Source organism: Pseudoduganella plicata (assembly GCF_004421005.1).
Classification (GTDB): domain Bacteria; phylum Pseudomonadota; class Gammaproteobacteria; order Burkholderiales; family Burkholderiaceae_D; genus Rugamonas; species Rugamonas plicata.
The window spans coordinates 408988-429267 of record NZ_CP038026.1 but is presented as its reverse complement, the minus strand read 5'-3'; the positions used below and the strand labels follow the sequence as shown (position 1 = coordinate 429267).

The 20280-nt window shown below is 67.9% G+C and carries 16 protein-coding genes and 1 pseudogene; 3 read left to right on the top strand and 14 right to left on the bottom strand.

The annotated features are described in order from the left end of the window. Positions 1–7 precede the first annotated feature (7 nt). From tssK to E1742_RS01745, 14 genes and pseudogenes are all read right to left on the bottom strand, one after another. The gene (tssK, locus tag E1742_RS01810) at positions 8–1339 is read right to left on the bottom strand and encodes a type VI secretion system baseplate subunit TssK (RefSeq protein ID WP_134383188.1); all 1332 of its coding nucleotides are present in this window, start codon (positions 1337–1339) and stop codon (positions 8–10) included. Positions 1340–1350: 11 nt separating this feature from the next. Continuing rightward, positions 1351–2835 carry a type VI secretion system-associated FHA domain protein TagH gene (gene tagH / locus E1742_RS01805; RefSeq protein WP_134383186.1) on the bottom strand — a complete coding sequence of 495 codons (1485 nt, stop codon included), beginning with the start codon at positions 2833–2835 and terminating at the stop codon, positions 1351–1353. A 10-nt stretch (positions 2836–2845) separates the two neighbouring features. After that, a complete protein-coding gene (locus E1742_RS01800; protein ID WP_134383184.1) occupies positions 2846–4819 on the bottom strand; it encodes a type VI secretion system Vgr family protein in 1974 nt (657 codons plus the stop codon). A 27-nt stretch (positions 4820–4846) separates the two neighbouring features. After that, entirely contained in the window at positions 4847–5236 is a 390-nt protein-coding gene (locus E1742_RS01795) for a DUF4280 domain-containing protein (RefSeq protein ID WP_134383182.1), read from the bottom strand. A 24-nt stretch (positions 5237–5260) separates the two neighbouring features. Beyond that, complete coding sequence (gene tssH, locus E1742_RS01790; RefSeq protein WP_134383180.1) at positions 5261–7924, bottom strand: type VI secretion system ATPase TssH; 2664 nt, start codon at positions 7922–7924, stop codon at positions 5261–5263. Positions 7925–7969: 45 nt separating this feature from the next. Next, positions 7970–9004: a type VI secretion system baseplate subunit TssG gene (gene tssG / locus E1742_RS01785; protein ID WP_189569288.1), complete on the bottom strand. Its 1035-nt coding sequence runs from the start codon at positions 9002–9004 to the stop codon at positions 7970–7972. Further along, positions 8989–10890, bottom strand: coding sequence for a type VI secretion system baseplate subunit TssF (gene tssF, locus E1742_RS01780; protein ID WP_134383178.1), 1902 nt, complete (start codon positions 10888–10890; stop codon positions 8989–8991). The genes tssG and tssF overlap by 16 nt, the downstream gene beginning before the upstream one ends. Before the next feature lie 79 nt (positions 10891–10969). Beyond that, positions 10970–11386 (bottom strand): annotated as a pseudogene (tssE, locus tag E1742_RS01775) (type VI secretion system baseplate subunit TssE); the annotation flags it as partial. Further along, positions 11379–12206 (bottom strand): type VI secretion system accessory protein TagJ, encoded by an 828-nt coding sequence (locus tag E1742_RS01770; protein WP_134383176.1) that lies wholly within the window; start codon positions 12204–12206, stop codon positions 11379–11381. The gene E1742_RS01770 and the pseudogene tssE, both read right to left, overlap by 8 nt. A 64-nt stretch (positions 12207–12270) precedes the next feature. Next, positions 12271–12762 carry an Hcp family type VI secretion system effector gene (locus tag E1742_RS01765; RefSeq protein ID WP_134383174.1) on the bottom strand — a complete coding sequence of 164 codons (492 nt, stop codon included), beginning with the start codon at positions 12760–12762 and terminating at the stop codon, positions 12271–12273. Between the two features lie 102 nt (positions 12763–12864). Next, the gene (tssC, locus tag E1742_RS01760) at positions 12865–14355 is read right to left on the bottom strand and encodes a type VI secretion system contractile sheath large subunit (RefSeq protein ID WP_134383172.1); all 1491 of its coding nucleotides are present in this window, start codon (positions 14353–14355) and stop codon (positions 12865–12867) included. Positions 14356–14374: 19 nt separating this feature from the next. Continuing rightward, positions 14375–14875, bottom strand: a complete 501-nt coding sequence (gene tssB / locus E1742_RS01755; protein ID WP_134383170.1) for a type VI secretion system contractile sheath small subunit — start codon at positions 14873–14875, stop codon at positions 14375–14377. Positions 14876–14941: 66 nt separating this feature from the next. Continuing rightward, positions 14942–15967 (bottom strand): type VI secretion system protein TssA, encoded by a 1026-nt coding sequence (tssA, locus tag E1742_RS01750; protein ID WP_134383168.1) that lies wholly within the window; start codon positions 15965–15967, stop codon positions 14942–14944. Positions 15968–16081: 114 nt separating this feature from the next. Then, positions 16082–16906, bottom strand: coding sequence for a protein kinase domain-containing protein (locus E1742_RS01745; RefSeq protein WP_134383166.1), 825 nt, complete (start codon positions 16904–16906; stop codon positions 16082–16084). 102 nt (positions 16907–17008) lie between these two features. Here E1742_RS01745 and E1742_RS01740 point away from each other — a divergent pair, with 102 nt between their 5' ends. The 3 genes from E1742_RS01740 to E1742_RS01730 are packed head-to-tail and all read left to right on the top strand — an operon-like array spanning position 17009 to position 20220. After that, positions 17009–18004 carry a serine/threonine-protein kinase gene (locus tag E1742_RS01740; RefSeq protein ID WP_166793385.1) on the top strand — a complete coding sequence of 332 codons (996 nt, stop codon included), beginning with the start codon at positions 17009–17011 and terminating at the stop codon, positions 18002–18004. Further along, on the top strand, positions 18001–19200 hold the full coding sequence (locus tag E1742_RS01735; RefSeq protein ID WP_134383162.1) for a GAF domain-containing protein: 1200 nt from the start codon (positions 18001–18003) through the stop codon (positions 19198–19200). The genes E1742_RS01740 and E1742_RS01735 overlap by 4 nt, the downstream gene beginning before the upstream one ends. 3 nt (positions 19201–19203) lie before the next feature. Further along, the gene (locus E1742_RS01730; protein WP_134383160.1) at positions 19204–20220 is read left to right on the top strand and encodes a 5'-nucleotidase; all 1017 of its coding nucleotides are present in this window, start codon (positions 19204–19206) and stop codon (positions 20218–20220) included. Positions 20221–20280: the final 60 nt, after the last annotated feature.

The following is a 20280-nucleotide window of genomic DNA, read 5'->3' as shown; positions in this document are numbered from 1 at the left end:
CCCGGTCCTAGCGGCGCACCGCCCAGAACGCCAGCGTCAGCCCGGGAAATTCCCCGGCCACGTGCAGCGCGAAGCCGGCCGACGACGACAGCTGCTGCCAGGACTCGCTGTTCTTGTCCAGCTCAAAATACGTGTGGCCGGCATGGAACGGCAGCTGGCGCGGCGCCACCGGCAAGGGACGCAGCGCGATGCCGGGCAGCTGCAGGTTGACGAGGTCGCGGATCTTCTCGATCGATCCCACCTTGACCTGGCGCGGAAAGACATTGCGGATCGTTTCGGCCGGCAGCTGCGCATGCACGACCAGCACGAACGTGGCGGACTTCAGCAGCTCCGGGTCGCGCATCACGGCCACGCGGATGCCGAACTGGCGTTCCTCCAGCGGGATCGGCACGGCCGCCGCATCCATCACCAGCGACAGGTGGCGGCGCAGATCCTCGATCACGGGCTCGAACGTCTCGCGCAGGTGTTCGTGACGGTACACGGGGTACTGGACCGCGCGCCTGTGGGCCGGGCTGAACGTGGCCAGCTCGCCGGCCAGGCGGACCGCCTCGCGAAACAGCTCTTCCGGGTGCAGGCCCGTCATCGTGGCCAGGTGGGCGAACAGGGGCTCGGCGCGATTGAGCAGTTGCAGCAGCAGGAAGTCGGCGATTTCCGCCGCGCCGGCGGCGCCGGGCTGCGCCAGCCGGTTACCCAGCGCGTCGCCGCGCTGGTGCAGCAGTCCCACCAGTTCATCGACGAAACCGGCCAGCCGCGTCGCCACGCGGTAATCCAGGCACGGCGGGCAATACGCGGGATCCAGCACGACACGGTTGTCCGGCCGCCGCTCGACGATGCGTGCCACGCCCAGGCAGGCATACGCGTTGGCCACATCGGCCTCGAATGCGAGGCGCAGGCGCAGCCGGCCCACCTGCATCAAGGCACTATTGTCGAGGCCATTGCTGTCCCACGCTTCATGATCGACGATGCCATGGCGGGCATGCTCGCCCGGGTCGGCACCATCCCCGGTTTCCACGATCCCCGGCCGGCGCAGCGGCAGTGCCAGCACCACCAGCCCATTGCGCGCATCTTCCGGGATGGCCAGGGGAAGCGGCAGGTCGTCGTCGTCCGGCAGCCGGACCGGCGTGCCGTCCGGCAGCACGGCATCAACGGCTGTCAGCGCCAGCCGGCCCAGCGCCAGCGCACCTTCGTCGATACGCAACGTCGAGAAGCCCCATGCATAGGGACGGACGCGGCCGACGCGGCTTTCCAGTTGCGTTTGCACCCAGCGGTCGTGCTGCTGCAGGTGCTGCGGCTGCAGCAGCATGCCTTCCGACCAGATCACTTTGCGGTTCCACGTCATGCCAGCCTCGTTCAGGATTGTTCTTGGTGGTGCCGCAGCCGTTCGACCTGCTCCGCGTAGGCTTCGGCGAAGCGGTCGCCGAACAGATGGCCGAAGTCGTCGTCCGCCTCGCGCACGATGTCGCCGTACAGCGCGACCATGGCGTCCCACATCCTCGCCTTGCGCTTCGTTGACCGCATGCGGTCGAACACGCCACCGGGCTCGACGCGCGCCTCGATCAGGGCGGGATCGACCCTGGCCAGTACGCCCGCCAGCGCGGCGCGCATGCCCGCCACCATCGCCAGCTCGTGCGCGCGCAGGTCGTCGAATGCGTTGGCTACCGATTTCAGCGGGGTCATGTAGCCGGCCATCGCCCCCGTCAGCAGTTGCGCCAGCGCGCTCTCGGCGTCCGGGAAGAACTTCAGCGGGTTATTCGCGCCGACGCCCAGCACCGTCATGTCCAGCCGGTTCTCGCGCTTCGTCATGGCGCGCGCCAGCAGCACGGACATGGTCCCGGCGATCGCCTCGCGCAGGATGGCCCCCGCCAGTTCGGCCGTTTCCTCCGGTGTGCCGACTGGCCGCAGTCCAGGTACGCCCATGCCACGCAACAGCGCCCGCAGCACGACATCGCCGCTGCCCACCGGCGCCTGGGTGGCCGGCATCGACGCGGTGTTCCTGGACGGCGGCGGCAGGAAGTCGGCCAGCGGATCGTAGTCGTCGGGGATCGGCTGCGGTGCGGCCGGACGAGGCGCCGCCGCTTGCGCCGGCCGCGGCGCCGCGCCGCCGTGCAGCGCCGCGACGGACGTCATGATGGTCGGTTCCGGTGGCGGCAGCCAGCGCGCATCGACGTCGGGCGCCGGCGACGCTACCCGCGCGCCCGGCAGCGCGTGGAACTGCGGCGCCACGTGATCCGGTTCCGAGCCTCGGAATAGCGGCTCGCGGGACATGATCACGGGCGCCTGCTGCGCGTCCAGCAGGCCCAGACCCAGCGGGTCGGACGCCGACGGCGCTGCCAGCGCCGTCGCGGCATGGCCGGCGCCGGCCGCGTCGAGGATACGTTCTTCCGCCAGCGTGTCGCGCAGCTCATCGAACGACGGCCCGGCCCACGGCGACGGCGCCGCCGCCGGCTGCGGCTGGAACGGCAGCGCCGCCGACGTCTCGGGTGCAAACAGCGGCACGTCGGCCGGCGGCGCGGCCGTGGGTTCGTCGATCGTCACCGCCAGCTCGTAGTCGCCGATCAGCAGGCGGTCGCCATGGGCCAGCGGCGCCGTCTTGCCCGTGCCCAGCGGCCGGTCGTTGATCCAGCTGGGGTTTGCGCCGAGGTCCGTCAGCGTGTAGCGCCCGTCCGTGAAATCGATGCGGCCGTGGTTGCGCGAGATATATTTGGCGGGATCGGGCAGCGCCAGGTCGTTGGCGGCCGCGCGTCCGATCGTGCCGCCCAGGTGATCGAAGCGGCGTTCCACCGGCGCGGCGGGGGGCTCCTTGCGATAGGACTGGATGCGTAAGGTCAGCGGCATGGGCGCTCCGTCAGTTGACCTTGACGAGCGAGCCCGCCAGCGTGGCGACGCCCCCCGCCTTCAGTTCCAGCATGCCGTTCGCGTTGATGCTGGCCTTGCCGTCCGCGACCACCTCCAGCACGGCCGTCCTGATGGTCACCTTGGCCGGTTCGATCTTGATGCTGCTGCCGCCCACCGTCAGTTCGATCGACGTGGTGGCGGCGATCTCGATCTTGGCCCGGCCCGTGATCTTCTGGTCGCCCGTGACCGTCACTGTCTGCCTGCCCTCCACCGTCTCCACGTGATCGCGCGTCACCCTGACCGTGCGGTCGCGCTTCACCGCCAGCGTCTGGTCGTTGCCGACTTCCGTGCCCTGGTCGTTCTTGATCGCGATCGTCTGGTCGCCCTTGGCGGCCTTTTCAAAGCCCACCTTCAGCACGTCGTCGTTCTTGACGATGCGCGTGTGATCGCGCTCGGCCTGGATGAAGATCTCCTCCGCGTCCTGCTTGTCCTCGAAGCGGATCTCGTTGAAACCGGCGCCGCCTTTCGAGACGTTCGTCCTGACACCGGACTGCGTCTGGTTGGCCGGCAGCGCATACGGCGGCGGTGCATCGCCGTTGTACACGCAGCCCGTCACCAAAGGGCGGTCAGGATCGCCTTCCAGGAAGCTGACGACGACCTCCATGCCAACCCGCGGCAGGAACACGGCGCCCCAGCCCTTCCCGGCCCAGGCCTGCTGTACGCGCACCCAGCACGAGCTGGTCGCGTCATCCTTGCCCTCGCGGTCCCAGTGGAACTGCACCTTGATGCGGCCATGCTGGTCGGTCCATACTTCCTCGCCGGCCTTGCCGACCACCATCGCCGTCTGCGGCCCACGCACGACCGGCTTCGGCGTCGCGGCCGGCGGGCGGTAGCTGTACTGCTTGCCCACAGCCGTAAAGCTGCAGCGGAAGTCGAACACGGCACCGTCGCTGCCGCTGGCGTATGGCGCGTCGGTGATGTCGACGCTGGCGCCGGTGACGAGGACCGCGCGATTCTGGTCGTCGCGCGGATGATCCGACAGCGTGAACGGCACGCCAGCTGCCACGCCGCGGGCATTGGTCTGGCCCGTGATCTCCTCGCCCTGTCCATGCAGGCTCTCCATGCGCGCCCGCGCCAGCGCGGCGCCGTGGCCCGCTTCGACGTAGCCGCCGGGGTAGTCGTACATTTCGTAGTCGGGCTGGGAGAACGGCGCCGCAATGACGGCGCTGACGCGCAGCGCGCCACTGCCGGAGGCGACCGCTCTGGCGAAATCGAAGTCGTCCAGCACATAGCTGCCCGGCTGGATCTCGCCCGCGGCCAGCCACTCGTAGACCGCCTCTTCGTCGACGATGCCCCGGCCCTCCTCGCCGGCAAAGCGTATCGTGTCGTAGCCGGGCGCCGTCGCGTGCGCGCCATACGCATCGGCCAGCACCATGGTGTGACGTGCGGCCTCGTGACGGAAGAAATAGTAGATGCCCGCGCCTTCAAGCAGACGGCTGACAAAGGCGAAGTCCGTCTCCCGGTATTGCACGCAGTAGTCCAGCTCAGGATACGTTCCGGTCAGGGCGCCCACATCCAGGTTGACGCTACCGCCATATGGCCCGCCGGTGCAGACGGCCTTGACGATGTCCACCACGCTCTTCTGCTGGAAAATGCGGCAGTTGGAGGAACGCGTGAGCAGCCAGAGCCAGGGCCGCAGCGTGGCCTCGTAGCGGGAGAAGCGCCCGTTCCAGCCCCCGCTGGCAAAGCGGGTGACGATGCCGTGGAAGACCCGCGTGCCGCCACCCGGCAGCGCCACCTTGACGGCCATTGGTTTGCCCAGCACGTCGGCGATCTTGACGTCCTGCCGGGTGCTCACCAGCTGCACGTGGTACTCGAACGGGCGCCCCAGCTGCTCGGCGCCGCTCATGCGCTCGAACAGCAGCGTATCGTCGGCCAGCGCCGTGCTGACGGTAACTTCGTGGTGCGCTTGTGTGACGGGCATATCGGTCCTGGCGATTACACGGGTTGGCTAGGGAATCATCGTCTTGACGGTGCCGGCGCTGGTGAAGCTGATCGTGCCGCCCCATTGGCACATGCAGCTCGAGACGTCGTCCAGCGCCGGTACGTTTGCGATCGTCACGGTGGCCGCACCGGGCGTCCACGGTGCCGGCGTGACGGGCGTGCACGGCATCGGCGTCAGCACCCCTTTCGCGGCGATCGTCGCGGCCTTTACGGCAGGATTGGCCAGCGACTTGCAGGCGCCGAACGGCAGGATGTTCACCATCGGCACATGATCCATGATGTTGGCCGCCGGCGGTCCTTCGGCCAATACCTTGTTCGCCGGCAGCACCGCCAGCGCGGAGGGCGCCGCGCCAAAGCTGCATTTCATCATCGCACCCATCGCCACCTGCTTTGCCATCGCAGCCTCCGTCGGAACGGGTCGTCAAAACGCGTAGTCGAAATCGGCACCGGAGACACTCACCTCGACGCGTTCGATCGGCGTACCGGCCATCATCCGGTTCAGGAATTCGCGCGAGATATCCGGCAGCATCGTGTTGGTCAGTATGGCATCGATCATCCGCCCGCCCGACTCGCTTTCCGTGCAGCGCGAGACGACCAGCGCGACGACCTCCTCGGTGTAGCCGAACGGGATGCCGTAGCGTGCCTCGACGCGGTCCCTGATGCGATCCAGCTGCAGCCGCACGATCCGTCCCAGCATTTCGTCCGACAGCGGGTAGTACGGAATCGTCACCATCCTTCCCAGCAGCGCGGGCGGGAACACCTTGAGCATCGGCTCGCGCAGCGCTTTCGCCATTCCTTCCGGATCGGGCATCAGGTCGGGGTCGCGGCACAGCTCCGCGATCAGCGCCGTACCCGCATTGGTCGTCAGGATGATCAGGGTATTCTTGAAGTCGATGTGGCGGCCTTCGCCGTCCTCCATGAAGCCCTTGTCGAACACCTGGAAGAAGATTTCGTGCACGTCCGGATGCGCCTTTTCCACCTCGTCCAGCAGTACCACCGAATAAGGCTTGCGCCGTACCGCTTCCGTCAGCACGCCGCCCTCGCCATAGCCCACGTACCCCGGCGGCGCTCCCTTCAACGTCGACACCGTGTGCGCCTCCTGGAATTCGCTCATGTTGATCGTGATGAGGTTCTGTTCGCCGCCGTACAGCGCCTCGGCCAGCGCCAGCGCCGTTTCCGTCTTGCCGACGCCGGACGTCCCGGCCAGCATGAACACGCCGATCGGCTTGGACGGGTTGTCCAGCCCCGCGCGCGACGTCTGAATGCGCCGGGCGATCATCTCCATCGCGTGATCCTGGCCGATCACACGCTGTCCCAGCAGCCGCGCCACGTTGAGGATCGTCTCCATTTCGTTTTTCGCCATGCGGCCGACAGGAATGCCCGTCCAGTCGCCGACGACGGCGGCCACGGCCTGGTAGTCCACCGTCGGCAGGATCAGCGGCGATTCACCCTGCAAGGCCGCCAGCCGGCCTTGCACGGCGTGCAGCTGCCCGATCAGCGCGGCGCGGTCGGCCGTGGCGGCGGCGCCCTCCACGGGTTGCGTCCCCGCGCGCAATTGCGCCCGCAAACCCAGAAGCTCGTCGACCAGCCTGCGCTCGCGCTGCCAGCGGTCGTCCAGGGCCGCCAGACGTTCGCGCTCCACCGCCAGCAAGCCCTCGGCCCGTTCCGCGCGCTTTGCCGTATCGATACCGATGGCCTGTTCGCGGCCGATGATCTGCATTTCGGTCTCCAGCGCTTCGATGCGCTTGCGGCTGTCATCCACCGCGGCTGGCGTTGCGTGCAGGCTGACGGCGACGCGGGCGCAAGCCGTGTCCAGCAGGCTGACGGATTTGTCGGGCAGCTGGCGCGCCGGGATGTAGCGGTGCGACAGCTTCACGGCCGCTTCCAGCGCTTCGTCCAGGATCTGCACCTGGTGATGCTTTTCCATTGTCGAGGCCACGCCGCGCATCATCAGGATGGCCCGTTCCTCGCCCGGTTCCTCCACCTGCACTGTCTGGAAGCGCCGGGTCAGCGCGGGATCCTTCTCGATGTGCTTCTTGTACTCCGCGAACGTGGTCGCGCCGATGGTGCGCAACGTGCCCCGCGCCAGCGCGGGCTTGAGCAGATTGGCCGCATCGCCGGTGCCGGCCGCGCCGCCGGCACCCACCAGCGTATGCGTCTCGTCGACAAACAGGATTACCGGCTGGGCGCTGCCCTGCACTTCGTCGATGACGCAGCGCAGGCGCTGTTCGAATTCGCCCTTCATGCTGGCGCCGGCCTGCAGCAGGCCCACGTCTAGCGCCAGCAGCTGCACCTCCTTCAATGCGGGCGGCACGTCGCCGCGCACGATGCGCTGGGCGAAGCCCTCCACGATGGCCGTCTTGCCGACACCGGCCTCGCCGACGAGGATTGGATTGTTCTGGCGCCGCCGCATCAGGATATCCACCACTTGCCGGATCTCGTCGTCGCGGCCCACGATCGGGTCCATCCTGCCTTCGCGTGCCTGCGCCGTCAGGTCGACGGTGAATTTCTTCAATGCTTCCTGCCTGCCCATGGCCGCCGGCGCGACGGCGCCGCTGGCTTCGCCGGGCGCGACCGCCTGGAAGCCGTCCGTGGCCGCCAGCGCGGACTCGGGCGAGTCCTTGAGGAGTGCCGCGAAGCGCTCGCTCAGATCGTCCACGCGGATCCGCTCGAACTGCCGCGAGATGCCATACAGGCCGTTGCGCAGGCTTGAGGTTTTCAGCATGCCGACCACCAGGTGGCCGGAACGCACCTGCGCCTCGCCGAACATCAGCGTGCCGTACACCCACGCGCGCTCCACCGTTTCCTCGACCTGCGACGACAGATCCGTCACGGACGTCGAGCCGCGCGGCAGCCGGTCCAGTGCCGCCGTCAGGTCCCGCGCCAGGGTTGCCGCATCGAGTTCGTAATGGCGCACCAGGCGGTGCAGGTCGCTATCCCGCAGTTGCAGCAGCTGGTGCAGCCAGTGCACCAGCTCGACGTAGGGATTGCCCCGCAGCTTGCAGAACACCGTGCTGCTTTCGATGGCGCGGTAGCACACGCCATTGAGCTTGCCGAACAGGGCTACGCGGCTGATTTCTGCCATGACGGCTCCTCCGCCCGTGAGGGCATACTGTTTCAAACTGCGTAGTCAGGACTGCGTTTGCGGGCCGGCGCGCAGCCCGCGCCGGTTCGTGTCGATCAGCAGCTGGTCGGGATCGCGCGCGGGCGGTGCGCTCATCGGCCAGGCCGTCCAGCCGAGGCGCAGGCCGCGCCCCAGCCGCAATGCCGGTACTTCTTCCTTGCGCAGTACGAGGCGCACGTCCCATTCCAGGGCCAGGCCCACGTAATTGCGCACCCAGGCCAGCAGCCGGCGCAGGCTGACGCCGCCGGGCAGCAGCCGCTCATAATCGTCCAGATCCATCGGACCGATGACGATGCGGAACTTGCTCTGGCTGTCCCACACGCTCCGTCCGAGCACCGCCGAGATGCCAAGGCGGTTGCCGTTTTCGCCCCGGCCGATGCGCGTCCGGATTTCCTCGGGCAGGCGCATCCAGTGGCCGACGAACTGCTCGATGGCTACCGGCAGGCCGAAGTATTCGCGCAGGATGGCCGCCAGCCCCGACGCCGGCCGGGCGTTGTTGGCCAGCAGGCCGCCGAAGTGCAGCTTGGCGAAGTCGCCGATCTCGTCGCGCCCGCGCAGCGCCGGCGCGCCGATGCCGAACAGGCTGCCGACGAAATCGGCATAGCGGTCGCTGTCGGGCCGGTCCAGGCTGATCGCCGGCTCGGCCTGGGCACGGGCGCGGTAGAACAGCGACAGCAGGCGGTGGTGGAACACGTCGAGAAACGCCAGCAGCGTGCCATCGCCGCCGTTGCGCAGGCGGTCGCGCACGTACTCCGTCATGTGACGCGGCAGCGGGCCGTTGGCCCCGAGCAGCCCGAAGAAATGCACCGCGAGCCGACCGCGCGCCGCGCCGTCGGCGTGCAGGAAGCTCGCCAGCTGAGTGGGATTGAACGTCAGCGACGGCTCCTGGCCGAAGCGCACCGCATCGTCGCGCGGGCGCAGCGAGGCGCCGATGCGGGGCAGATGCGGATGAGCGTTTTCGATCAGGCGCAGCACCTGGAAGAAGTCCATGCGCGCCACGTCGCGCTCCAGCCGCAGGGCCAGGTCTACAGGGTCGACCATACACCCTCCCGCGCGGGCCAGCGCATGATTTCGCCCCGCGCCACCGTGCGCACGACCGTCTCGGCGAACGAGTTGACGGACACGTACTGGGCAAAAAAGCGCGCCAGCACGGCGCCCAGCAGGAACGCGCCCGTGCCCTCGAACGCGCTGTCGTCCAGAGTCAGCGTCACCTGCAGGCCGCGGCCGAACGTGATCGGTCCGGGCGATGGCATGCGCCGCGTGACCTGCGCCGCCCGAATCGAATGCACGCCTTCCACCTGATGCTGGGCATTCGTGTCGCCGGCGGGGCAATACAGCAGCAGCAGCTCGCGCAAGGCGTCGGCCCCCGCGCCGCCCTCGGTATCGACCAGCGACAGATAGTTCAGCGACAGATGATTGAGCAGGCGCCAGGCGACGCTGCCCTCGGCGAACGAGGGATATGGCTGGCTGGGTCCGGCCACGCAGCGCACGGCGCGCACGGGCGCCCCGCCATCGAGGATGAAGTCGGTTTTGCCCACGCCCAGCGGCATTGTCAGCGGCAGGTCGCGGTTGGTGCACCACACCCCCAGGCCGAGCTGACGCAACGTGCCGCGGTACGGCGTTTCCGCCGCATCGACAATCGAGACGAACATCTCGCTGCCGATGTAGCTGGAGCGCGGCCCGACGCGGCGCTGGCGCTGCGAGACCAGGCGCGGCTCGCGCCGGATCTGGTAGAACGCCTGGTCCTGATGCAGGCTGCCGAGGTCCTTCGCCGTGTAGAACGGGCGGAATACCTGCTCGGCCTCGACACCCGTGCCGTAGCCACGCACTTCGTCGATCTGGAACACTTCGAAATCCTGCGGGCGGGTACGGTCGACCAGCACGTGGTGTTCGAACCGCTCGCCATCGACATCGATGCGGTCGGCCCGCCGCAGGAACAGATTGATGGCGGGCGTGCAGTGCAGCGCGAAGTGGCTCGCATCCAGCACCTGTTCCAGCAGCGGGTCGCCCCGGTTCAGCAGCAGCGTGACGTCGATGCTGTCGGTATTGTCATCCGCCGTGCAGCGGGCCAGCGCCGCGCGCAGGCCGCGCAGTTCGACGAACTGGAACCGCTGCGGGAACGCAAAGTATTCCTGCAACAGGCGGTAACCCTGGAACGTGCGGCGCCCGACGGGCAGCAGCGCCTCATCGTCGGCAAAGCCCAGCGGCGCCACGGCCGTTTTCGGCAGCAGCCCATGCCAGCGCGCCGGCCGCTTCGGCGCCGCGTCCGCCGGCGTGACCAGCACCCCTTCCACGCCGGCCAGGATCTTTTCCAGGATGCGCACGGGCAGCTCGTCGCTGCCGCGCAGATGAATGGCAAGCCGGTCCAGGGCCAGTTCGCGGAACGGCACGCCGCCGGCCGTGCGCAGCCGCAGACGCAGCCCGGCCCGCACGCCGGACGGCAGCGCCACGTCCACGCCCGGTGCGGTGCCGCTGTGCGCGAACAGCCCCGCGCCAACCAGCTCCACGGGCCACAGCGTGACCGCATGCCCGGTGCGATATTCGCACGGCGTCGTGTCGCCCTTGCCGAGGACGGAACGCAGCGCGCTGCCGCGCGGGATCTCATAGCCGCTCTTCAGCGCCGGATTCGACAGGTCCGGCTCCAGCTGCACGACGGCCATCGAGGGCGTCGGCGCCAGGAAATGCGGGTAGACGAGCTCCGACAGGTGCTGGGTAAAACGGGGAAACTCGGCATCGATCTTCATCTGCACCCGCGCGGCCAGGAAGCTGAAGCCTTCGAGCAGCCGTTCCACGTACGGGTCGGCGCAGTCGAAGCCTTCCAGCCCGAGACGGCCGGCGATCTTGGGATAGTCGCGCGCGAACTCGCCGCCCACTTCGCGCAGGTGTTGCAGCTCCTGGCTGTAGTACCGCAGGAAGCGGGGATTCATGCGCCCGTCCCTCGCGCAGCCGCACCGTGCCACGTTCCACGTCCAGCTCCGTCTTCAGGTACAGGCGCTCGGGATAGGGCTGGGCCCACATGTCCGCTTCGATCTCGAACGTGATCTTGTTGTGGTGTGCCGTGGACGACACGGCGCGCACCGTCACCGAGGCGCGGATCAGGCGCGGCTCGAAGTCCCAGATGGCCTGGCGGATGCCGCGCTCCATGTCCGCCAGGTTCAGCCCCGCCACGGTGATGCCGGAAATGTCGGGCATGCCGTAATTGACGACGGAGCCCGACAGGTACGGCAGGCCGCCGCCGTCGATCGTGGAAAACAGGTTCGTCGTATTGAGCAGCCAGCCCAGGTCGCGCAGCACGGACTCGCGCAGGGTGCGCAGCGACATCACGCGCCGCTCGCGCGCCTCGACATTCGCGTCGGGCTCGTCGTCCGTCAGCCGGTCCAGCAGCGATGGCTGCAGCCGCTCCCGCGTCGCCAGTTCAGCCATTGGCAGTGCCTTGCTCGTCCGGTTCGAACTCGCCCGGTTCGAAATCGACCAGGCGCACGTCGCGCAGTGCGTATTCGCCGCTGTCGGTGGCCAGCATGCGCTGGCCCAGGCCGAACCCGCTCATTGTGCCCCGTTCCACCCACTCCGTGCGCCGCCCGGCCAGCAGCGCTTCGTCGGCCTGCCCGGTCGTGCGCTCATAGCGGGTCGGGATCAGGCCGACCGTGGCGGCGCCGTTGATCCACGTGAAGGTGGCCGGTGTCCAGACGGCGTCGCGCAGGTCGGCCGGCGGCGCGATCTCGATGCGGGCGATGCGGTGCATCGGCACCCAGAAATACTTGCCGTTGATGACCGCCTCCAGCACGGGCCCAAGGCGCATGTCGGCATCGGCCAGCCACGCGAAAGCGTTGCCGTCGATACTGCCGCCGTGCGCCGGTGCCGCGTCGAACGCTTCGGCGCGCAGGTCGGCCGCGCGCGCCAGGTCGTCCCGCGCATCGCACTGCAATGCCGCCATCAGCTGCGCCAGCCACGGCCGCGGTTCGCCGAAGACGAGCGGCTGCCGCTTGCCGAGGAAGACTTCGCCACGTAACACCTCGCACTGGATCGCCTCGCGGTACGTCTGCACCATCGGCAGCGCGCCCGCATCGAGTTCGGCCACCACGTTCAGCTGCGTGAGCGCGCGTTGCCACTGACCCAGCACGCACAGCAGCTGGAACAGGAAAGTGCGGTAACGCGCATTGCCCGGTTCCTTGCGCACCCTTTCCTGCAGCGCCGCCAGCCCGTCGTGCAGCCGGCCCTGTCCAATCAGCTCTTGCGCGTCCATGCCCGCTCCCGAAGAGAACTGCCGGAACCGCGCGGTTCCGGCCACTGCGATCTGCTCCCTGTCGTCACTTGGAGACGTTCCCTGCGATATCCCAGTCGAACACGCCACCGGACGCCGTCACGCCCTTCTCGTTCTGCAGGAAGTACTCGAATTTCATCTCGGCGAAGTTCAGTGTGACGTTCTCCGTCAGGCGGTCCTCGCCGCCGCTGCCGCCCGTCGACACGGACGTGATCAGCACCTTGTTCATCGTCACTTCCAGGTACTTCTGCTGGCCCTCCCCCGCCTTGCGCACCAGCAGCGTGGCGGTCGGGATGTGCGATCCCTTCGCCAGCGCGATCAGGATGGCCGGCGACGACTTGTCGAGGTACTTGGTGATGGAAATGTCCTGGAAATTGGCCTTGCCGGCCCCGCCGCCGCCGCCCGCGTGGAAACTGCCGGCGTTCGAGGCGCCCCAGCTCCATGCCAGCACGTCGATATCGCCTGCGGCCTTCTGTGCCGAGTCCTGCGTTTCGCCGGCGATGGTTTTGCCCAGGTTGAGGAACATGTCGACTGCCATTTCGTTCTCCTAGTTTGGTGCTACCGAGTTATGGGACTGCGCAGGCCGGGCATAGCCGCCCGGAAGCTTTGACGACCGAATACGCGGCCGCCGGGCGGCGTTTTACCCGCCCTTTGCGGATGGCAGCTTCGACACCAGCCGCAGCGACACCGTCAACCCCTCCAGCTGGTAGTGCGGGCGCAGGAAGAATTTCGATGTGTAGTAACCGGGATTGCCTTCCACTTCCTCCAGCTGCACCTCGGCGGCGGCCAGCGGCTTTTTCGCCTTGGTGCCTTCGCTGGAGTTGAGCGGGTCGCCATCGACATAGCGGTTGATCCAGTTCGACAGCCAGCGCTCCATCTCCTCGCGGCCCTTGAACGAGCCGATCTTGTCGCGCACGATGCACTTGAGGTAGTGCGCAAAGCGACAGGTGGCGAACAGATAGGGCAGCCGCGCGGCCAGGTTGGCGTTGGCGGTGGCATCCGGATCGTCGTATTCGGCCGGCTTGTGCAGCGACTGGGCGCCGATGAAGGCGGCAAAGTCCGTGTTCTTCTTGTGCACCAGCGGCATGAAGCCGTTCGCCGCCAGCTCGGCTTCGCGCCGGTCGGAGATGGCGATCTCCGTGGGACACTGCATGGCGACACCGCCATCGTCGGTGGGGAAGCTGTGCACCGGCAGGCCCTCGACCGCGCCGCCCGATTCGACGCCGCGGATGCGCGAGCACCAGCCATATTCCTTGAACGAGCGGTTGATGTTGACGGCCATCGCGTAGGCCGCGTTGGCCCACGTGTAGCCCTTGCTGCCCGGCGCGCTGGTATCTTCCTCGAAGTCGAATTCCTCGACCGGATCGGTTTTCGCACCGTACGGGATGCGGGCCAGGAAGCGCGGCATCGCCAGGCCGACATAGCGCGCGTCTTCCGATTCGCGGAATGAGCGCCACGCGGCGTGTTCCGGGGTCTGGAAGATTTTCGTCAGGTCGCGCGGATTGGACAGCTCCTGCCACGATTCCATCAGCATCACCGATGGCGCCGCGCCGGCAATCAGTGGCGCATGCGCGGCGGCGGCGATCTTCGCCATCCCCGTCAGCAGCTCGACGTCCGGCGCGCTGTTGTCGAAGTGGTAGTCGGCCACGATGGAACCGAACGGCTCGCCGCCGAACTGGCCGAACTCCTCCTCGTACATCTTCTTGAAGATGGGGCTCTGGTCCCACGCCGTGCCCTTGTATTTCTTCAGCGTTTTCGCCAGGTCGTTCTTGGAGACGTTCATGACACGGATCTTCAGCGTCTCGTCCGTCTCCGTATTGTTGACGAGGTAGTGCAAGCCGCGCCAGGCCCCTTCCACCTTCTGGAACTGCTCGGTATGCATGATCAGGTTGATCTGCTCCGTGAGCTTCCGGTCCAGCGCGGCGATCAGGCTTTCGATGGTGCCGAGCACGTCGCCGGAGACCACATTGGCGCCGGCCAGCGCCTGCTCGGCCAGCGTCTTCACCGCCGTCTCGACGGCCTCCTTCGCCTTGTCCGACTGCGGCTTGAATTCTTTCTGCAGCAGGCTGCCGAAATCGCTCAGTTCGAGCGTGCCGGCCGCGCCCCCGCTCACTTCCTGGGTCTGCGCCATGGTATCTCCTCCGGATGGGTTAAGCCTGCGGCTTCGGTGCGGATGCCAGCGCCTGCAGCAGGGCCGGCTCGTGCAGCAGCTTGGCGATCAGCTCTTCCGCGCCCGTCTTGCCGTCCATATAGGTCAGCAGATTGGACAGCTGGCTGCGCGCCTCCAGCAGCTTGTTCAGCGATTCCACCTTGCGCGCCACGGCGGCCGGCGTGAAGTCGTCCATGCTCTCGAACGTCATGTCCACCGACAGATTGCCTTCGCCCGTCAGCGTGTTCGGCACCTGCACGGCCACGCGCGGCTTCATCGACTTCAGGCGCTCGTCGAAGTTGTCGACGTCGATCTCCAGGAATTTGCGGTCCGACACGGGAGCCAGCGGATCGGCCGGCTGCCCCGAGAGGTCGGCCAGGACGCCCATCACGAAGGGCAACTGGATGGTCTTTTCCGCGCCGTAGACCTCGACGTCGTACTCGATCTGGACACGCGGTGCACGGTTGCGCGCGATGAACTTCTGGCTACTCTCTTTACCCACGATTGACTCCTCCAGTTAGGCATGACCCTCGGAAAAAATCTGTAGTACGTGGCGGCGGCGAGCCGTTTATTTCGGTGGCGCCTCCGGGCGCGGGCCGCTGACCACCAGCAGCTGGTTCATGCCGTCCGGCGCCAGGTCTTCCAGGATCTCGAAGAAATCCTTGGTCACGAGCCGGCGCGCCCGCTCCAGCAGCAGCGGCACCGGGCTGGACGGTTCATGCTGCCGGTAGTACGCGGCGATCCTGTCGAGCATGCGCAGCACGTCCTCGCGGCTGGCGACTTCGCCGCCCATGGCTGCTGCGGGTGTGGCGGCCGGGGCCGGCGCGGCAACCGCGACGGCGCTGTCGGCGGGCGCGTCCGCGGCGACAGCAGCGGTCGCAGGCGCGGCCTGTTCGTTGAAGAAATCGCGGCCGCGCCGCAGCATGCGCGTCAGTGCATCGAGGTTGAGCGCCTGCGAACTGCCGACCTGGCGCACCAGCGTCATTTCGATCTGCAATACGCTGGCACACGCCCCGTTCAGCGCGGCGGTGACGGCCTGCACGGCGTCAAGCGCGGCGTCGTGCAATGCCGACTCGATGGAGGCGACGGAAACAGCGGCCAGCCCTTCCGGCGCAGGCAGTTCGCCCCGCGCGATATCGAGGTCGCGCAGGCTGAACGGCCCCAGGCCGGGCAAGGCCAGCAGCGTCACTTCGCGCACTTCGGCCAGGAAAGCCGGATCGGTCAGGGTGGCGATGGAGTTGATCCGCAACATGGGGTCCATGTCGTCGTCGGGATCGAGCTGCGGGTGCACGTGGTCCCAGCGCTCGGCCAGCAGGCGCTCGATCAGCGCCAGCCCTGCCGCCAGGCCCGGGATGCCGCCCAGCGCCAGCTCGGCGCGCGTGAGCGCCATCGCCAGGCGCAGGTCGCGGCTGCGCTCCAGCAGGCTGTTGGCCAGGCGGCGCACGACCTTCCATTCGGGCGGCACGGCAGGCGTGACGGTATCCCCGTACTGGACCTCGGGCTTGCCGAGGATGGCCGCCTCCAGCGCGAGAAACTCCGGATCGTATTCAAGATTCGGGCCGCAAGGGTCCTCCTGCTTCACGTCCAGAAGCATTGCATCGATATCCACAGGACTCCCGTTCAGGCGTGCGAGGAAGGTTACCAACCCGGGCGCCGGAACGCCGCCCCCTCGCAATCCGCTGTTTTTTTACTATCGGTTTTAGGAAGACTATACGCGGTATTTGCGCTCCCTCTCACGATATTTATCGTTCCGATTACCGTTTTTGCGACACTCGCCTGCAACGCGCGCCAGCCCCCCGTTTGCAGCGCAATGCAGCTTGAAAGCCGCCTGCGCGGCGTCCAGCGCGGCGGCCATCGCGGCCGCGCTGGCAAAGCGGTCCGATGGCCGCGCCGCAAGCGCCCGCGCCAGCAGCGGATCGAACGCGGAACCGCACTGCGGCGCCTGCGTCGACGGTGCCGCCACCGGCCCGTGCAGGATGCGCTGCAGGGCGGCGAACGGCGGGCCGGGGAACGGATGACGTCCGGTCAGCAGCCGGTACAGCAGCACGCCGACGGCGAACAGGTCGCTGCGCGCATCGGCATGGCCGCGCCACCCCTCCGGCGCAGTGCTGGCCGGCGTGCCGGCGACGGCGCAAGATCCCGGCGGCGCGGCCAGTCCATAGTCGATCAGTACCGCATCGGTGCCGACAACCATCGCGTTGGCCGCGGTGACGTCACGGTGCACGACGCCCGCATCGTGCAGGCACGCCAGCGCGGCCAGCAGCTGGCCGGTCCAGCGCACCGCGGCGGCCACGGGAACGCGGCCCGCCAGTCGCGCCATCGGCACGCCGCCGGCCCAGGCCAGTACATGGTGATGGCAGTCGGCCGCGACGACAGCCGCAAGATGGGGGTGACGCAGGCGCAGCAGCGGCGCAGGCACGCCGCCCTGCTTGACGACGATGATACCGCCGGCGCAATCGCGCGCCCGCGCCACGCCGGGTGCCAGGAGGGCGTCGAACCGGTACGGGCGGGGCCACCAGTGTTCATGCTGCATGGGTTTGCATAGATATGCCCTCAAGATTTCGGACGGTTCATGATACGACGGGCATTTCTGCTTTACACTTGGGCATCGATCCGATTGCCACCGCTGACAACGATGAACGATACCAAACAGCTGGGCCGCTATGGTTTGCTGCGCGTGCTGGGTCGCGGCGCGATGGGACTCGTCTATGAGGGTGTCGATCCGAAGCTGAACCGCCGCGTCGCCATCAAGGTCATCCTGACGCACCGCCTCGACGACGCGCTGCGCGCCGAATACTCGTCCCGCTTCACGCACGAGGCGCAGGCCGTGGCGCGCCTGAACCACCCGAACATCGTCACCGTCTATGACTTCGGCGAGGAAAACGGCGTCGCCTACCTCGTCATGGAGCTGATCGAGGGCGAAGAACTGTCCAGTTATTTCGACGAAACCCAGGCGTTCCAGCTCGAATTCACGCTGGAGGATTCCGTGCGCATGACGTGCGAACTGCTGGACGCCGTCGGCTACGCCCACCAGCATGGCATCGTCCACCGCGACATCAAGCCTGCCAACGTGATGCTGTCGGCGCAGCTGCGCGTCAAGCTCACGGACTTCGGCGTGGCGCGCATGCACGACAGCGCGGCGCAGCATGGCGAAGCGGGCACCGTCGTGGGCACGCCCAGCTATATGTCGCCGGAGCAGATCGCCGGCCAGGTGGCGGGGCCGCGCAGCGACATCTTCGCCGTCGGCATCATCCTGTACCAGTTCCTGACGGGCGAGAAGCCGTTCCGAGGCCCGAATCTGTATACGATCCAGCAGAAAATCATGACGGACCAGCCGGCGCCGCCGAGCACCGTCAATCCGTTCGTCAGCCCCGCCTTCGATCGCGTCACGCTGCGCGCGCTGGCCAAGCGTCCCGCCGACCGCTATTCCAGCGCCCCTGCCTTCAAGGAGGACCTGCTGCGGGCGCTGGCCGGGGAGCCGGTACTGGCCGATGCCGCGCCGGCCGTTTCCGCGCCGGCGCGGGCACCGGTACGCATCATGCCGGCCGGTGCCGCGGCCACGGACGCCGACGCGGCCGACGCCGATGCCACCATCGTCGCCGGCACGGCACCGCCGGGAGCGCGGCGGTGAACGCGGCGGCCGGCGAGGCGCAGGAGCGGCTGCATTTCCTGCAGCGGCTGGGCGAGCTGACCGGCCGCATCCGCGCCACGCCGGAGGCGGACGACATCATGCTGGAGATGTCGGCCGAGCTGTGCAACCTGTTCTGCGCCGACCGCATCACGATCTATGCGCTGTCGCCCGACGGCGCCTGCCTGGAATCGAAGCTCAAGACAGGGCTCGCATCGTTCAAGCAGCTCAAGCTGCCTGTTTCGAAAGAAAGCGTGGCCGGCTACGCGGCGCTGGCACGGCGCATGGTCAACCTGGCGGACGTCTACGACGAAGCCGGGTTGCGCGCCATCGACCCGGCGCTGCGCTTCCAGCAGGGTGTCGACCGCCGCACCGGCTACCGCACGCGCCAGATGCTGGCGGCACCCATCCTGGACGGCGAGCGCCTGCTGGGCGTCGTGCAACTGATCAACAATACGCGCAACTGCCCGTTCAGCGCCGTCGTCGAGGAGGCGACCGGCATCCTGTGCGATGCCATCGCCACCGCCTTTGCCCGCGCCGCCGGGGCGCCGGAGCGCGACCGGAGCCGCTTCGCCCTGCTGCTGCCCGATGCCGTCCTGCCGCGCGCGCAGCTGGAGACGGCAATGCGCAGCGCGGCGGCGCGCGGCCTGGACATCGAGGACGTGCTGCTGGACGAACTGGGTATCCGCATCGGCATCGTCGGCCGGGCGCTGGCGCAATTCTACGGCGTCCCCTACTTCACGTTCCAGGTCGAGCGACGCCGGCCGCAGCGGCTGCTGGATGCGTTCAACCGCGACTTCGTCGTGCGCCACGGCTGGATGCCGCTGGAGGAAGGCCGCAACGGGCTGTTCGTGCTGGCCGTCGATCCCGACGCGGCCCGCGCCAGCGGCGCCTTCGCCCGCGTCTTCCCCGACGCCACGCCCATCTGGTGCGTCACGACGCGGCGCGAATTCGGCTGGATGACGACGCAGTTCTTTGGCGCGGACAGCGACGGCGGCGCCGAAGCGACGACGATCCGGCCCGGCCCCGGCCCGGCACGCCCCGACGTGTCGCAAGCGCTGGTCGGCAGCGCCGTCCTGCCGCTGCTGGAAGGGGCGCTGCGCCAGGGCGTGCGGGAGCTGCACATCGCCACCGAAAGCGGGCCCGATGGGACAATCCGGTTCACGGTGACGGGCGTGCTCGCCCACGGCAGGGGTTGACGGATGCCCTTCCCGATCGAACGCAAACTGGTGATCGGCGTCGCTTCCAGCGCGCTGTTCGACCTGCGCGAGTCGCACCGGGTGTTCCTGGACAGCGGCGAAGACGGGTATCGCCGCTACCAGGAAGAACATCTGGACGTACTGCTCAAACCCGGCGTAGCGTTCCCCTTCATCCGTGGTTTCCTGGGCATCAACGGGCGCTTCCGGCGCCGCCTGCCCGTCGAGGTGGTGCTGTTGTCGCGCAATTCACCGGAAACGGGGCTGCGCGTCATGAAGTCGATCGCCCATTACCAGTTGGCCATCTCGCGAGCGGCCTTCGTCACGGGCAGCTCCCCTTATCCTTATCTGCCTGCGTTCAATGCCGCCCTGTTCCTCAGTGCGAACGACGACGACGTGCGCCAGGCGCTGGCTGCGGGTCACCCGGCCGGCCTGGTGCTGCCCGCCGGGCCGCAAGTCGGCGACATCCATGGGGCGGTGGAGGAACCGGGCGACGAACTACGCATCGCATTCGACTACGACGGCGTGATCGCCAATGACGAGGCAGAGGCGGTCTACAAGCGCAATAATGACGTCAACGAGTTTCATACCCATGAAACCCGGCACGTGGCCGTTCCGCACGGCCCCGGCCCATTTGCCACGTTGTTTCGCCAGTTGCACGCGATGCAGCGGATCGAGGCGCGGTTCGCGCGGCGGCAGCCGGGCTACCGCAAGCTGCTGCGCGTGGCAATCGTCACCGCCCGCAACGCGCCGTCGCACGAAAGAGTCGTGACGACCTTGAAAAGCTGGGGCGTTTCCGCCGACGAGACGTTTTTCCTTGGCGGCATGGACAAGGCGCGCGTACTGGCCGTGTTCAAGCCGCACATCTTCTTCGACGACCAGCGCGACCATCTGACGACGCCGGTGGAGCGCGTGGCGATGGTGCACGTGCCGTTCGGTATTGCGAACGCGCCGCGGGACGTTGCCGGCCCTGGCGCAGCCACCGCCGCGCCGGACGACGCGGAAAAACCGCTTCGATTATAATGAGGGCAACTGGCCGGGAACCGTGTCCGCCGCGGTGATCCACCCCGATTTTGCCCATGG